The sequence below is a fragment of the uncultured Anaerofustis sp. genome, assembly GCF_938029165.1.
In the GTDB taxonomy this organism is placed as follows: domain Bacteria; phylum Bacillota; class Clostridia; order Eubacteriales; family Anaerofustaceae; genus Anaerofustis.
This window is the reverse complement of record NZ_CALHFB010000045.1, coordinates 24,360-38,762: the sequence shown is the minus strand read 5'-3', so window position 1 is coordinate 38,762 and position 14,403 is coordinate 24,360. Positions and strand designations below refer to the sequence as shown.

General features: G+C 32.8%; 22 protein-coding genes. All 22 read left to right on the top strand.

All coding sequences use genetic code 11. The features are described from left to right. The first annotated feature begins 8 nt into the window (after window positions 1–8). The 22 genes from Q0516_RS08180 (at window position 9) to scfA (ending at window position 14,354) form a co-directional block, all read left to right on the top strand. Window positions 9–656, top strand: a complete 648-nt coding sequence (locus tag Q0516_RS08180) for an adenylate kinase (RefSeq protein WP_294466853.1) — start codon at window positions 9–11, stop codon at window positions 654–656. Beyond that, a complete protein-coding gene (map, locus tag Q0516_RS08175) occupies window positions 656–1,405 on the top strand; it encodes a type I methionyl aminopeptidase (protein ID WP_257480705.1) in 750 nt (249 codons plus the stop codon). Before Q0516_RS08180 ends, map begins: the two co-directional genes overlap by 1 nt. 13 nt (window positions 1,406–1,418) lie before the next feature. Beyond that, the gene (locus tag Q0516_RS08170; RefSeq protein ID WP_007050826.1) at window positions 1,419–1,688 is read left to right on the top strand and encodes a hypothetical protein; all 270 of its coding nucleotides are present in this window, start codon (window positions 1,419–1,421) and stop codon (window positions 1,686–1,688) included. Window positions 1,689–1,702: 14 nt separating this feature from the next. After that, a complete protein-coding gene (gene infA, locus Q0516_RS08165) occupies window positions 1,703–1,927 on the top strand; it encodes a translation initiation factor IF-1 (protein WP_007050827.1) in 225 nt (74 codons plus the stop codon). A gap of 26 nt (window positions 1,928–1,953) precedes the next feature. Further along, complete coding sequence (gene rpmJ, locus Q0516_RS08160) at window positions 1,954–2,067, top strand: 50S ribosomal protein L36 (RefSeq protein WP_002509257.1); 114 nt, start codon at window positions 1,954–1,956, stop codon at window positions 2,065–2,067. 119 nt (window positions 2,068–2,186) lie between these two features. After that, complete coding sequence (gene rpsM / locus Q0516_RS08155) at window positions 2,187–2,555, top strand: 30S ribosomal protein S13 (RefSeq protein WP_257480706.1); 369 nt, start codon at window positions 2,187–2,189, stop codon at window positions 2,553–2,555. Between the two features lie 40 nt (window positions 2,556–2,595). Next, window positions 2,596–2,991 carry a 30S ribosomal protein S11 gene (rpsK, locus tag Q0516_RS08150; protein WP_007050829.1) on the top strand — a complete coding sequence of 132 codons (396 nt, stop codon included), beginning with the start codon at window positions 2,596–2,598 and terminating at the stop codon, window positions 2,989–2,991. Window positions 2,992–3,051: 60 nt separating this feature from the next. After that, entirely contained in the window at window positions 3,052–3,678 is a 627-nt protein-coding gene (gene rpsD / locus Q0516_RS08145; RefSeq protein WP_007050830.1) for a 30S ribosomal protein S4, read from the top strand. A 56-nt stretch (window positions 3,679–3,734) separates the two neighbouring features. Continuing rightward, complete coding sequence (locus Q0516_RS08140) at window positions 3,735–4,682, top strand: DNA-directed RNA polymerase subunit alpha (RefSeq protein ID WP_257480708.1); 948 nt, start codon at window positions 3,735–3,737, stop codon at window positions 4,680–4,682. 27 nt (window positions 4,683–4,709) lie between these two features. Beyond that, window positions 4,710–5,057 (top strand): 50S ribosomal protein L17, encoded by a 348-nt coding sequence (rplQ, locus tag Q0516_RS08135; protein ID WP_039945550.1) that lies wholly within the window; start codon window positions 4,710–4,712, stop codon window positions 5,055–5,057. Window positions 5,058–5,192: 135 nt separating this feature from the next. Further along, window positions 5,193–6,026 (top strand): energy-coupling factor transporter ATPase, encoded by an 834-nt coding sequence (locus Q0516_RS08130; protein ID WP_294466838.1) that lies wholly within the window; start codon window positions 5,193–5,195, stop codon window positions 6,024–6,026. Continuing rightward, window positions 6,017–6,856 carry an energy-coupling factor transporter ATPase gene (locus tag Q0516_RS08125; protein WP_294466837.1) on the top strand — a complete coding sequence of 280 codons (840 nt, stop codon included), beginning with the start codon at window positions 6,017–6,019 and terminating at the stop codon, window positions 6,854–6,856. Before Q0516_RS08130 ends, Q0516_RS08125 begins: the two co-directional genes overlap by 10 nt. An 11-nt stretch (window positions 6,857–6,867) precedes the next feature. After that, entirely contained in the window at window positions 6,868–7,683 is an 816-nt protein-coding gene (locus Q0516_RS08120; RefSeq protein WP_294466835.1) for an energy-coupling factor transporter transmembrane protein EcfT, read from the top strand. Continuing rightward, complete coding sequence (gene truA, locus Q0516_RS08115; RefSeq protein WP_294466833.1) at window positions 7,683–8,417, top strand: tRNA pseudouridine(38-40) synthase TruA; 735 nt, start codon at window positions 7,683–7,685, stop codon at window positions 8,415–8,417. The genes Q0516_RS08120 and truA overlap by 1 nt, the downstream gene beginning before the upstream one ends. Window positions 8,418–8,578: 161 nt before the next feature. Beyond that, window positions 8,579–9,019 (top strand): 50S ribosomal protein L13, encoded by a 441-nt coding sequence (gene rplM, locus Q0516_RS08110; RefSeq protein WP_294466830.1) that lies wholly within the window; start codon window positions 8,579–8,581, stop codon window positions 9,017–9,019. A gap of 10 nt (window positions 9,020–9,029) precedes the next feature. Then, the gene (rpsI, locus tag Q0516_RS08105; RefSeq protein WP_294466829.1) at window positions 9,030–9,422 is read left to right on the top strand and encodes a 30S ribosomal protein S9; all 393 of its coding nucleotides are present in this window, start codon (window positions 9,030–9,032) and stop codon (window positions 9,420–9,422) included. Window positions 9,423–10,221: 799 nt separating this feature from the next. Beyond that, complete coding sequence (locus Q0516_RS08100) at window positions 10,222–11,403, top strand: iron-containing alcohol dehydrogenase (protein ID WP_294466827.1); 1,182 nt, start codon at window positions 10,222–10,224, stop codon at window positions 11,401–11,403. Window positions 11,404–11,414: 11 nt separating this feature from the next. Beyond that, the gene (locus tag Q0516_RS08095; RefSeq protein ID WP_007050841.1) at window positions 11,415–11,660 is read left to right on the top strand and encodes a glutaredoxin domain-containing protein; all 246 of its coding nucleotides are present in this window, start codon (window positions 11,415–11,417) and stop codon (window positions 11,658–11,660) included. Between the two features lie 115 nt (window positions 11,661–11,775). Then, a complete protein-coding gene (locus Q0516_RS08090) occupies window positions 11,776–12,438 on the top strand; it encodes a hypothetical protein (RefSeq protein WP_294466824.1) in 663 nt (220 codons plus the stop codon). A gap of 168 nt (window positions 12,439–12,606) precedes the next feature. Continuing rightward, window positions 12,607–13,761, top strand: coding sequence for a cysteine desulfurase family protein (locus Q0516_RS08085; protein WP_294466822.1), 1,155 nt, complete (start codon window positions 12,607–12,609; stop codon window positions 13,759–13,761). Window positions 13,762–13,774: 13 nt separating this feature from the next. Continuing rightward, window positions 13,775–14,152: an iron-sulfur cluster assembly scaffold protein gene (locus Q0516_RS08080; RefSeq protein ID WP_257480717.1), complete on the top strand. Its 378-nt coding sequence runs from the start codon at window positions 13,775–13,777 to the stop codon at window positions 14,150–14,152. A gap of 67 nt (window positions 14,153–14,219) precedes the next feature. Further along, window positions 14,220–14,354 carry a six-cysteine ranthipeptide SCIFF gene (gene scfA / locus Q0516_RS08075; RefSeq protein ID WP_083781768.1) on the top strand — a complete coding sequence of 45 codons (135 nt, stop codon included), beginning with the start codon at window positions 14,220–14,222 and terminating at the stop codon, window positions 14,352–14,354. Window positions 14,355–14,403 lie beyond the last annotated feature (49 nt).

Here is a 14,403-nt window from a genome sequence, read left to right as displayed (position 1 = left end):
GATATAAAATGAAATTAGTACTTTTAGGCCCTCCTGGAGCAGGTAAGGGTACACAAGCCAGTAGAATAGTTGATAAATATAATGTGGTTCATATCTCTACAGGAGATATATTCAGAAAAAATCTAAGCGAAAATACACCTCTTGGTAAAAAGGCTAAAGAATATATGGATCAAGGACTGCTGGTTCCCGATGACGTAACTGTTGAAATGGTTGAAGACAGATTATCTTGGCCGGATATTACTGATGGCTATATGTTAGATGGTTTTCCAAGAACTATTTCACAGGCTGAATCTTTAGATAAAATTCTTGATAAAGCTGGTGACAAGTTAGACTTAGCCCTTTGTATAGAAGCAGATTATTCACTACTTACTAAGAGAATTACTGGAAGAAGAATGTGTAAATGTGGTGAAACTTATCACGTAAAATTTCATCCGCCGAAAGTAGAAGGCATTTGTGATAAATGCGGCGGCGAGTTATATCAAAGAGATGACGATAAAGAAGATACTGTAGTTAAAAGATTAAAAGAATATGAAGAAAAAACACAACCTCTTGTAGACTATTACGAGAAACAAAATATTTTAAAAACTGTGAATGGATCAAGAACAGTTGATGAAGTATTTGAAGATATTTCAAAGATTCTTGATGAGTGTAAATAATGATTGTACTTAAATCTGATCATGAAATTGACCTAATGAAAAAAGCGGGTAGTATAACTGCAAAGGCACACGATGCTGTAAAGAGATATATCAAACCCGGAATGAGTACACTTGATTTAGATAAATTGGTTGAAGATGTTATCTTGACCAATAATGCTACACCGGCTTTTAAAGGTTATATGGGATTTCCTAAAAGTATTTGTTCTTCAATCAATGACGAAGTTGTACATGGGATACCGGATAAGAAAACCATAATAAATGACGGCGATATAGTAAGCGTCGATATCGGTGCTTTCTATGACGGATATGTAGGAGATCAGGCTAAAACTTACATGGTAGGAAATGTAAGTGAAACAGCTAAGAAACTTGTTGAAGTTACAAGACAAAGTTTCTTTGAAGGTCTCAAATGTGTTAAAGAAGGATATCGTATAAGTGATATTTCCAGGGAAATTCAAAATTATGCCGAGAGTCATGGCTTTAGTTTAGTAAGAGACTATACAGGGCATGGCGTAGGACAGGAAATGCATGAAGATCCCGCTGTTCCAAATTACGTTGGTGCAAGAAAAGGTCCGAGACTTCAAAAAGGAATGACAATTGCAATAGAACCTATGGTAAATGAAGGAACATACGATGTTCACGTTCTTGATAACGGTTGGACGGTAGTCACTGATGACGGAAAACTTTCTGCACATTATGAACATTCAGTAGCCGTAACGGACGGGGATCCGATAATTCTTACATTATTATAATGAGGATTTGATTATGGACTATAATGTTGGTGATATTGTTATATCGAAAGCTGGTAGAGACAAAGGTTCTTTTCTGGTCGTTATTGGTTTTTTGGACGATGATAAACTTTTATTAGCGGATGGTAGGCTAAGAAAAACAGAAAATCCAAAAAAGAAAAAAATTAAGCATATTACTAAAATAAATGCTAAAAGTACATTAATTTGTGATAAAATAAAATGTAATGAGAAAATTCCCAATGCGCTTATAAGAAAAGAGATTGAGAGAATTAAAGAAGAAATTTAGGAGGATGTGTTTTAGTGAGTAAGAGTGATTATGTGGAAGCTGAAGGAATTGTTCTTGAAGCAATGCCTAATACAACTTTTAAAGTAAAGTTAGACAATGGACATGAAATTACAGCACATATATCTGGAAAATTAAGAATGAACTACATTAAAATATTACCGGGAGATAAAGTAATTTTAGAAATTTCCCCTTATGATTTGACAAAAGGAAGAATTATTTGGAGAGAAAAAGGCAGATAAAATTACTAAAGTAGGAGGATAGAATTATGAAAGTAAGACCTAGCGTAAAACCTATTTGCGAAAAATGCAAAGTCATTAAACGTAAAGGTAAAGTAATGGTAATTTGTGAAAATCCTAAACACAAACAAAAACAAGGTTAATTAATTTGATATAAAGTATTTTGTCGCGGCTGGATTTATCTGACAAGATCTTATATATATATAATAGTAAATAAATAGTAATATTAAAAACTAAAAAAAATCATACGGAGGTGCAATTGATGGCGAGAATAGCCGGCGTGGATTTACCTAAAGATAAAAGAGTAGAAATAGGTTTAACTTATATCTACGGAATTGGTCAAGCTACTTCAAATAAGCTTTTAGCTGAAGCTGGAATTAATCCGGATACAAGAGTAAAAGATTTAAGCGAAGAAGAAGTAAACAAACTTCGTTCATTAATAGATGAAAAAGTTACCGTTGAAGGTGACTTAAGAAGAGAAGTTTCACTTAATATAAAAAGACTGATGGAAATTGGTACTTACAGAGGGTTAAGACATCGTAGAGGATTGCCAGTTAGAGGTCAAAAGAGCAAAACAAATGCCAGAACAAGAAAAGGCCCTAAGAAAACTGTAAGTAGAAAAAGCAAATAATAGATAGATATTATTCTCACAAACTAAGGAGGATTTAGAATTGGCTGCAAAGAAAGTAGTTAGAAGAGGAAAGAAAAAAGTTAAGAAGAATATTGAAAAAGGACAAGCGCATATCCGCTCTACTTTTAACAATACAATAGTTACTTTAACTGACGTTGCAGGTAATGCTTTGGCATGGTCAAGTGCCGGAGAATTAGGCTTCAAAGGTTCAAGAAAAAGTACTCCATACGCTGCACAATCAGCTGCAACAGAAGCTGCTAAAAGAGCTATGGAACACGGTTTGAAAACAATTGATGTATTCGTAAAAGGACCAGGTTCAGGAAGAGAAGCTGCTATCAGAGCACTTCAGGCTGCCGGACTTAACGTTATTTCAATAAAAGACGTTACTCCTATACCACACAATGGTTGTAGACCACCAAAACGCAGAAGAGTTTAATTTAAAAATATAAATTAATATAAACAATTAAGATAATATTTAATTGGAGGTAAAAAATTAATGGCAAGATATACTGAAGCGTCATGTAGACTTTGTAGAAGAGAAAATGAAAAACTTTTCTTAAAAGGATCTAGATGTTACTCAGATAAATGTGCTTTTAATAGAAGACCGACTGCTCCAGGACAACATGGAAGCAAAGGCTCAAAAATGAGTGAATACGGTGTTCAATTAAGAGAAAAACAAAAAGTAAAAAGAATTTATGGTGTTTTAGAAAAACAATTTAGATTATATTTTGATAAAGCAGAAAGAAAACCTGGTGCAGCTGGTGAAAACTTAATTTCACTATTAGAATCTCGTTTAGATAACGTTGTTTACAGAATGGGATTTGCTTCATCTAGAAAAGAAGCTAGACAATTAGTTAGACATAACCACTTTTTAGTAGATGGTAAAAAAGTTAATATTCCATCTTTCAGTGTAAAAGAAGGTCAAGTGATTAAAGTAAAAGATGATTCTAGAAAATCAAGCAAATTTAAAGAAATCGCAGAAATGAATGAAACAAAAGTTCCAGCAGCATATACACAAGTCGATATGGAAAAAATGGAAGGTAAGATGATTGCCGCTCCTACAAAAGCAGATATCGAAATTCCTATTGAAGACCATCTAATTGTCGAATTATATTCTAAATAAGAATATATGTTTTATACATTATTGGTTAGATTTATGGAATTGGGAGGTTTTATTATATGTTAGAATTTCAAAAACCTAATATTGAGATTGCAGAGATTAGTGCAGATAGAACTTATGGAAAATTTGTTGTAGAACCCCTTGAAAGAGGATATGGGACTACTATCGGTAATTCTCTTAGAAGAATTATGTTATCATCTCTTCCTGGCGCTGCTGTAACTAACGTTAAGATTGAAAATGTATTACATGAATTTGCTACCATTGACGGTGTTGCGGAAGATGTATTACAAATTATATTGAATTTAAAAGATTTATCTGTAAAGTTACATGCTGACGGACCCGTGGATGTACACATACATTCAGAGGGTGAAGGAGAAGTAACCGCAGGTGATATTATCTGTGACAGTGATGTTGAAATTGTAAATCCTGATTTGCATATCGCATCTCTAATGGCTGATGCTGTTCTTGATATGACTATCACTATTGATAGCGGAACAGGATATGTTCCAAGTGAAAAGAACAAAAAAGAAGATATGCCTATAGGTACACTTCCTGTAGACAGTATTTTTACACCTGTAAAGAAAGCTAATTTTGCAGTTGAAAATACTAGAGTGGGAAATGTAACAGACTATGACAAACTTACTATTGAAGTTTGGACTGACGGAACAATTTCTCCTGAAGAAGCGGTTTCTCTTGCAGCTAAAGTAATTAACGATCATCTTCAATTATTTATTGATATGAATGCTAATTTACCAAACGCAAGTTTAATGGTTGAGAGAGAAGAAAACGAAAAAGAAAAAGTTTTAGAAATGTCAATTGACGAATTAGAACTTTCTGTTCGTTCCAGCAACTGCTTGAAGAGAACAAGCATTAATACTGTTGAAGAATTAATTTCAAGAAGTGAAGAAGACATGTCTAAAGTAAGAAATCTCGGTAAGAAATCTTTAAATGAAATAAAGAAAAAGCTTGCTGAAATCGGATTATCTTTTAGACAAGGTGATGAATAATAAACACACTAATAAAGGAGGTTTATGATGGCAGGATATAGAAAACTTGGTAAAGCTAGCGATAAAAGAAAAGCTATGCTTAGAGGTTTAGTAACTGACACACTTAGATATGAAAGAATAAACACTACTCTATTTCGTGCAAAAGAAGCAAGAAAAATAGTTGACAAAATGATTACGCTGGGAAAACGCGGCGACTTACATGCAAGAAGACAAGCTCTTTCGTACATTTATGACAAACGTGTTGTAGACAAATTATTTAACGAAATTGCACCTAAATATGAAAATAGAGACGGTGGATATACAAGAATTTATAAGCTTGGCGCCAGACGTGGTGACGGTGCCGAAACAGCAATTTTAGAGTTAGTAAGTGAATAATCAAATAAAAAATAGTACAAAGGGACAGTTTAAATCACTGTTCCTTTAGCACTATAATATAGGAATTATAAATGTGTATAAAATGTGGATAAATTAAATATATACTTTTATAATACTTATAAGCAGGGTTATAAAATGGAAAAAATGATTGAAATAAAAAATGTAAGTTATTCATATAAAGGGGCAGAGGGAGAAGCTAATATTGAAGCCTTAAAAGATGTTTCTCTTTCTATTAATAAAGGTGAATTTGTAGGTATCATTGGGCGTAACGGTTCGGGTAAATCTACTTTAGCTAAGCTTCTCAATGGTATATTGATACCTCATGAAGGCGATATATTAATAAATGGTATGAATACCAAACATGAGGATAAAATCTGGGATATTAGGCAGTCCGCGGGGATGATATTTCAAAATCCCGATAATCAAATGGTAGCGACTATTGTTGAAGAGGATGTTGCATTCGGTCCCGAAAATCTTGGTATAGAGCCTAAAGAAATTCGAAATAGAGTTGAAGAAGCTCTTTTGAGTGTAAGAATGAGTGATTTTAGAGATAAGAAACCTCATGAACTTTCGGGAGGTCAAAAGCAGCGTATTGCTATAGCCGGAATTCTTGCAATGCAGCCGGAGTGTATAATCCTTGATGAGCCTACTGCAATGTTAGACCCAAAGGGGCGAAAAGAAGTTATAAATACAATAAAGAAACTTAATGAAAAAGGAACTACAATAATTTTAATAACACACTATATGGAGGAAGTGGTTTCTGCGGATAAAGTATTTATCTTGGACAGAGGAGTTAAAGCTTTTGAAGGAACTCCGAGAGAAGTCTTTTCAAAGGGGGATATGCTTAAAGATTTAATGTTAGAGCCTCCTTATGCAACTAAGGTTGCTTATGAGTTAAAGAAATTAGGGAAAATAAAGAACGAAAAAATTCTCACACTTGATGAATTAGTGGAGGAAATATGTCAGTAAAAGTAGTAGATTTATGCCATACTTACGGCGAAAACAGTATATTTGAATTTAAAGCTTTGAATAACATAAATTTTGAAGTAAAAAGCGGAGAACTGATAGGTATCATAGGACATACAGGGAGCGGAAAATCCACATTGATACAACATATCAACAGGTTATTAACACCTACGAGCGGTGAAATATATTTGGATGAACTAAATATAAACGAAAAAGGCGTTCTTATGAAAGATATTTGTTCCAAAGTCGGGCTTGTCTTTCAATATCCGGAGTATCAGCTTTTTGAAGAAACCGTTTATAAAGATATAGCTTTTGGACCAAAGAATATTGGCATGGAAGATATTGACGGTACTGTTAAGAATTCGATGGCTATGGTCGGTCTTGATTTTGAAACATATAAAGATAAATCTCCATTTGAACTTTCCGGAGGGCAAAAAAGGAGAGTTGCCATAGCAGGCGTTATAGCTATGGATCCCGATATTTTGATTTTAGATGAGCCAGCAAGCGGACTGGATCCGGTTGGAAGGAAAGAAATACTCGATAATATTTATAAACTTCATAAAGATAATAAACTTACAACTTTTTTAGTCTCTCATTCGATGACAGATGTATGCGAATATGCCGGTAAAATAATGGTTTATTCAAATGGAGAGCTTAAACTTTTTGATAAGCCTAAAGAAGTATTTAAGGAAGTTAAACTACTTAAAGAAATAGGTTTAAGTATTCCCGAAGGAAAAGAGTTAATGTTAAAGTTAAAGGAAAAAGGACTTGATGTAAATACGGATTTATTTACATTTGAAGATGTAGTTAAAGAAATAGATAAACTAATTTAAGGAAATATAATATGTTAAATGATATTACAATAGGTCAATATTATCCGACAGGGTCTATCATTCATAGACTTGATCCCAGAGTTAAAATATTTGTAACATTTCTATACATGATTTTATTATTTGTGGTTAAATCATTTATAGGTTTTTTAGGCATGTTTTTGCTTCTCGTTATTCCGATAGTATTATCAAAAGTTCCCGTCAGTTATCTATTGAAAGGACTTAAAGGTCTGATAATAATCATTCTTTTTACCGTCTGTCTAAATATGTTTATGACACCGGGGACCGTCTTATATAAAATAGGATTTCTAAAAATAACCGATAATGGACTTAGAAATGCGATATTAATGGCAGTGAGACTTATATTGCTCGTAACCGGAACATCTTTATTGACACTGGTTACTTCTCCGATATCTCTTACCGATGGTATGGAAAGACTTATGAAAAAAGTCCCTTTAGTAAAAAATTACGCTCATGAACTTGCAATGATGATGAGTATAGCCTTAAGATTTATACCTACACTTATGGAAGAGACTACAAGGATAATAAATGCACAAAAATCTAGGGGTGCGGATTTTGAAAGCGGGAATATAATTTCAAGAGCCAAAGCTTTTATTCCTGTCCTTATACCTCTTTTTTTATCCGCGTTCCAAAGAGCCGAAGATTTAGCACTTGCCATGGAAGCCAGATGCTACAGAGGCGGGGAAAACAGAACAAGAATGAAAGAATTAAAATATTCCAAGGCTGATAGTTACGCATATATGTATGGAGCTTTAATGTTTATATTTACAGTTGCTACAAATATTCTTCATACCAAGGGGATTTTATAATGCGAAATATTCTCCTTACAATAGAATATGACGGTAAGAACTATGTCGGATGGCAAATGCAGAATAATGGTATTAGTGTAGAGGAAGAAGTTAAAACTGCAATAGAGAAGCTCACAAAAGAAAAAATAAAACTATATGGAAGCGGGAGGACCGACAGCGGAGTTCATGCTTTAGGTCAGACTGCAAGTTTTTATACAAACTCAAATATAAATGTGGATAAATTGCCTTACGGGATAAATTCATTTCTGCCCGAGGATATAAGAGTAATTAAAGCGGAAGAAAAAGAAATAGACTTTCATGCCAGATATAGTGCGAAAGGTAAAGAATATATTTATCTTATTTATAACAGAAGTATAATGAACCCGATATACGATGGAAGAGCGAGCCACGTGTTTTATAAGCTTGATTTGGATAAAATCAAAAGAGCGAGTAGAGATTTGATTGGTATACATGATTTTGCCGGGTTTATGGGAAGCGGGAGCAGTGTAAAAAGTACTGTAAGGGAAATTTACGATATAGATATTTCTAAAGATAATGATTTGATTAAGATAAAAATTTCGGGAAGTGGTTTTTTATATAATATGGTGAGGATTATCGTTGCGTCTTTGATTGATATTGGAAGAGGCAGATTTGATGAAACCAGGATAAAGGAAATCCTTGAAACAAAACAAAGAAGTATGGCAAATGTGACAGCACCTGCTGTTGGGCTGTATTTAAATAAAGTTTTTTACTAAAAACCGCTTATAATGTGAAAAATATGTTGACATAAAAGGAAAAATAATCTAAAATAAATAGGCTAGATATTTTATAAGTGTCGTTAGCCCCGTACTTTATAAAATATAAAAGCAGCAAAATTAAATTAAAATATTATAAGTTATTGTGGAGGTTTAACGAAATGTTAACAAAGTCAACTGGTATTGCTAAACCCCAACAAATTGATAAGAAATGGTATGTAGTAGATGCTGAAGGCAAAACACTAGGTAGATTATGTAGTGAAATCGCCAAAGTATTAACAGGTAAAAATAAACCATGCTATACACCTAATATTGATACTGGGGATTATGTAATTGTAATTAATGCAGAAAAAATTCATCTAACAGGAAATAAACTATTAGATAAAAAATATTATAGACACACCGGATATCCTGGTGGAAGAAAAGAAGTTGCTTACAAAGATTTGATTGCAAATAAACCTGAATTTGTAATCGAAAAAGCAGTAAAAGGTATGCTTCCAAAGAATAAACTTGGAAGACAACAAATAAAGAAATTGAAAGTATACGCAGGAAGTGAACATGAACATACAGCACAAAAACCTGAAGTACTTAATATAAAGTAGGAGGGAATAGATGGCAGAGCAAGTTATGGCTACGGGCAGAAGAAAAAATTCTGTTGCGAGAGTAGTTTTAAAACAAGGTAACGGTAAAATAACTATCAATGGTAGAGACATCGAAGAATACTTTGGTGGAAATGATACACTAAAATTAATTGCTAGACAATCATTGGTTCTAACAAATAGTGCTGATAAATTTGACATTAGTGTTAATGTTTACGGCGGTGGAATATCTGGTCAAGCCGGAGCAATCAGACATGGTATTTCTAGAGCTTTAGTTGCTGAAAATCCTGATTTTAGAAAAGAAGTTAAAAAAGCAGGTTTCTTAACTAGAGATTCAAGAATGAAAGAAAGAAAGAAATATGGTCTTAAGAAAGCTAGAAAGGCTCCACAATTCTCAAAAAGATAATATATCATATATATTTAAGAACAGCGAGATGCTGTTCTTTTTTTGACTTCTATATGGTTTTGCTTTAGCAAAACCATATGCGTTTTAGATATTTAAAACGCATCATTAAAACAAAGTCCATCGGACTTTGTTTTAATGGAGAAACATGAGCAAAATTTCGGAGAAGATTTGCGAATTTAAGTAATTGAATAATCAGAAATTAAATGAAGAGAAGCCTATAAATTAATATGAGTAAATTTCTAAGGAAATTTACGAATGATAAGTAGCTTTCAAATAAAGAATTAGCGGACATTTCCTAAATGGAGAGACATGAGTAAACTTTAAAAAAAAGTTTATAAATAAAACAAATGGATAAATTAGACAGCACAGAATAAAGCTTATCAATATAAATATAAGTAAATCATATCCAAAACTGTAAAAATCTAATATATAGTAATGTTTATGAAATAATTTCAATAAGTTATAAGTGTTTTTATAAAAACGTGTTATTAAATATAAAAAGAGTTTGTAAATATAAAATATAGTAGAAAATTTCATAAATCAAATTTAATTTTTTGACGTTTACTTTCATAAATATAGAAATTAATTAAAGTTTTTTTAATTATATGAGCATAAATATATATTTTTAATATGAATAATAAAGATATACTAAAAAGTGTTATTTATTTTTAACGTTGATTTGTGTCATTTTTTTACATCTTATTCAGTAAAAATATGGTAAAACATTGTAGGTATAAAAATACTATGTTGAAAAATCATAATTATGTGTTAAAATATGGATAAAAGCAGGAGGTTTGTTATGAGCGGCTTTAATTTGGTAGTCCCAAGTAAGATTATATTCGGAGAGGGAAAAATACATACTTTAAATAAATATATTTTAGAATATGGTGATAATATTCTCTTTTTATGCGGGAAGACTTCATTAAAGGCGTCCGGAATGTATGATAAAATAATTGAAAACTTTGAAAGTGATAATATCAGTTATGAAATACATTCTATCAAAGAAGAACCGAGTGTAGAGGTCATAGATAATCTTGCAAGCGAATATAGAAATAAAAGAGTGGATGCGATCGTAAGTATAGGAGGCGGAAGCGTAATCGATACCGGCAAAGCACTAAGCAGTATGCTTAAGGAAGACGGAAGTATCAAAGATTTTCTTGAAGGTGTTGGTACTAGAACACCAAGCGGAAAGAAAATCCCGTTTATTGCAGTTCCGACTACAAGCGGGACAGGCAGTGAAGCTACGAAAAATGCGGTGATTAAAGGGATGGACGGTGAAGTTAGATTTAAAAAGTCTATAAGACATGATAATCTTATGCCTAATGTAGCTTTGGTAGATCCGGTGCTCACTTTAAACTGTCCTAAGAATGTAACAATGCAAAGCGGGATAGATGCTTTTTGCCAGCTTCTGGAAGCTTATATATGTACCAATTCCAATACATTCACCGATATGCTTGCCGAAAAAGGTTTAAAAAGAATGTGTGAAAGTCTTCTTGGTGCATATAATAATGGAGAAGACCTTGATTCAAGAAATGATGTAGCATATGCTTCATTATTGTCAGGTATCTGTATGGCAAATGCGGGACTTACCACTATTCATGGTTTTGCTGGGGTTATCGGTGGATTTTACGATAACATTCCTCACGGAGCGATTTGTGCAAGTTTACTTCATGGTGCTACCGTTGTTAATCTTCAAAAGATAAAAGATTTTGAACCTAATAATCCTGCTGCGTATAAATACGCAAAGATCGGAGCATTCTTAATGGATGCTAACTATTCTCCCGACAGGCATGAAGTATTTTTCAGAGCTGTCGTAGATACTTTAAAAAGCTGGAATGAAGAGATGAACATACCTAGACTTTCGGATTTTGGTATTGAAGAAGATGATTTTTGGAAAATACTTGAAGAAGCAAAACAAAGATATAATCCTGTTAAACTTTCTAACAGTGAAATGGAGAAAATATTAGAATATAGTTATTAAAGGAGGCTATCATGGCTGAAGTAACAATTTATACGACTTCTACATGTCCATATTGTAAAATGGCTAAGGAGTTACTAAAACAAAAAGGAATTGATTATGAAGAAAGAATGGTTGAATTCGGAAGCGAAGAGCTTGTGGATTTAGTAAGCAGGACTCATCATAGAACAGTTCCTCAAATATTCTTTGGTGAAGAATTCATCGGAGGATATGACGATTTACAAAAATACTTAACAACTAAAGAATTTACGGAAAAATAATTTATAAGAAGGTCATTTGACCTTCTTTTTTTATATTTATTTCATTTATTAAATAAATATCTGTTAATAAATATTATTTATATATGGATATAATGTTTTTAACGGAGGTTTGGAGATGGAAAATGATGAATTAAATATAAATAATATTAATGAAACAGAAGAAGGAAATGAAGATGTGATTTTAATAGGTTACGATGGAGATGATGGTAAAGGTAGCATTGACTCTCTTTCATCAAGGTCATCTTATTATCCTTTATCTGCTAATCAAGGCAGAGTATTGAATGATAAGGTAGATGGATTTTTAGATAATATTAATAATTTAGAAAATAAAATAGGAACTTTGCTTGATATATTTTATCCTATAGGGAGTATCTATCAAAGTACAAAAAGTATTGATCCAAATAATGTTATAGGCGGTACATGGCAAAAGATAGAGGGTAGATTTTTAATAGGTTCATCCTCTGCGTATTCTCTCGGAAGTACTGGAGGAAGTCCTACACATACATTAACAGAAAGTCAGCTGCCTCAAATAAGTAGAAGTATTTCTACTTCCAGTGATACTCATGCTCACGGTATAAAATATACGGATTTAAAACCTAACGGAACATCCGGTACAACAATACACGCAATGACAACTAATGGTAAAAATACATCCAGTACAGCAATAATGACAAATGATGTACATAATCATAGTATTTCATTCACTTTCGGCAGTGGCAATGCGCATAATAATATGCCTCCCTATAAGGTTATAAATATGTGGGAGAGGATAGGTTAAAGAGATTATTTATATAATCTCTTTTTTATTTAATTTACAGAATATTGCAATCATTTACACCGTCTAATATCTATAAAAATAATAAAATTTTGTTTAATGACTTGAACTATACATGTTTTTTATTTATTATATTCATACTACATTAGTAGGAAAGGAGATAAATAGGTAATGAGAGTATATTTAGACAATGCCGCTACTACGAGACCTTATGATGAAGTAAGGGAAATAGTGGATGAATATAATGATAAATTTTATGCCAATGCATCTTCTCTTCATTCTTTTGGCAGGGAAGCCAGAAAAGGGATAGAATGGGCAAGAGAGGAAATAGCAGGTTTAATAAATGCTTCTCCCAGAGAAATAATATTTACTTCAGGTGCTACCGAAAGCGATAACTGGGCGATAAGAGGTGCCGCTTATCATAATAAAAATAAAGGTAAACATATAATAACTTCGGCTATAGAACATCATGCCGTGCTTCATACTTGTAGCCAGCTTGAAAAAGAAGGTTTTGACGTTACTTATCTTCCCGTTGACAGTGATGGAAATATAAGTATAAGAGAATTAAAGGATGCTATAAGAGACGATACGATACTTATTAGTATTATGGCTGCAAATAATGAAATAGGTACTATCGAGCCGATCAAAGAAATAGGTGAGGTTGCAAGAAAAAAGGGTATATTATTTCATACGGATGCGGTTCAGGCTGTGGGTAAAATGGATATTGATGTTGAGAAAATGAATATCGATTTGCTTTCAATGTCTGCTCATAAAATTCACGGACCGAAAGGTGTAGGCTTTTTATATATAAATAAAAAAGTGATACTTGACGTATTTATGCAGGGAGGCGGACAGGAAAGAGCTTTAAGAGCGGGGACATATAACGCTCCTTCCATTGCGGGATTTGGAAAAGCAGTTGAGATAACAAAGAAAACTATGAATCAAGATACTGAGTATATAAAAGAGCTTAGAGATTATTTTATTGATGATATTTTAAAGAATGTTCCTGATACTATTTTAAATGGGAGTAGGGAGCATAGATTATGCAATAATATAAATTTTACTTTTAAAGGTATTGAAGGTGAAGCCTTTTTATATGCTTTGGATTTAGAAGGCATTGCTTGTTCGACGGGTTCTGCCTGTACTGCCGACTCGGGAAGCGAATCTCATGTAATAGATGCTCTCGGAGACAGTAATAAATTTGAAATTGGAGCAAGCGTAAGATTTTCTCTATCCAAATTTAATACAAAAGAAGAAATTGATTATACTATGGAAGTTTTAAAAAGAACAGTTGAAAGACTTAGAAAGCTAAGTCCATTTTATTAAGGAGGAATTAATTATGTATAATGATATTGTATTAGACCATTTTCAAAATCCAAGAAATGTTGGTGTTATAGAAGATGCTACTGTTGTAGCAAAAGAAGCCAGTCCGTCTTGCGGGGATACAACGGAGTTTTTCCTAAAGATAGACGATAATGATGTTATTACGGATATTAAGTTTCGAACTTTCGGATGTGCAGCGGCAATAGCGAGTGCAAGTATGTCAACAGAGCTTATAAAAGGCAAGACTGTAGAGGAAGCAAGAAAAATCACAAATAAAATGGTTGTGGATTCTCTCGGTGGTCTTCCCGCTCCCAAAGTACATTGTTCGGTTCTTGCCGAAGGGGTAATAAATAAAGCTTTGGATGAATATGTTCAGATGAAGAATAACGACTAAACTCTATTGTAAATGATTATTCTTTATGCTATAATCTAGGGAAGAAATTATTTTTCGGAGGATGAAAATGAAACATATTAAAAAAGTGAACGAAGTAAGAGAAGATAGAAAAAATAAAGGTTGCGGCGAATGTGCTACATCTTGTCAATCAGCATGCAAAACTTCTTGTACTGTTGGTAACCAACCTTGCGAAAATAAATAATAAAAAATAATAGAATAAAAAAAGCAACCTTTTGGTTGCCTTTTTTTAA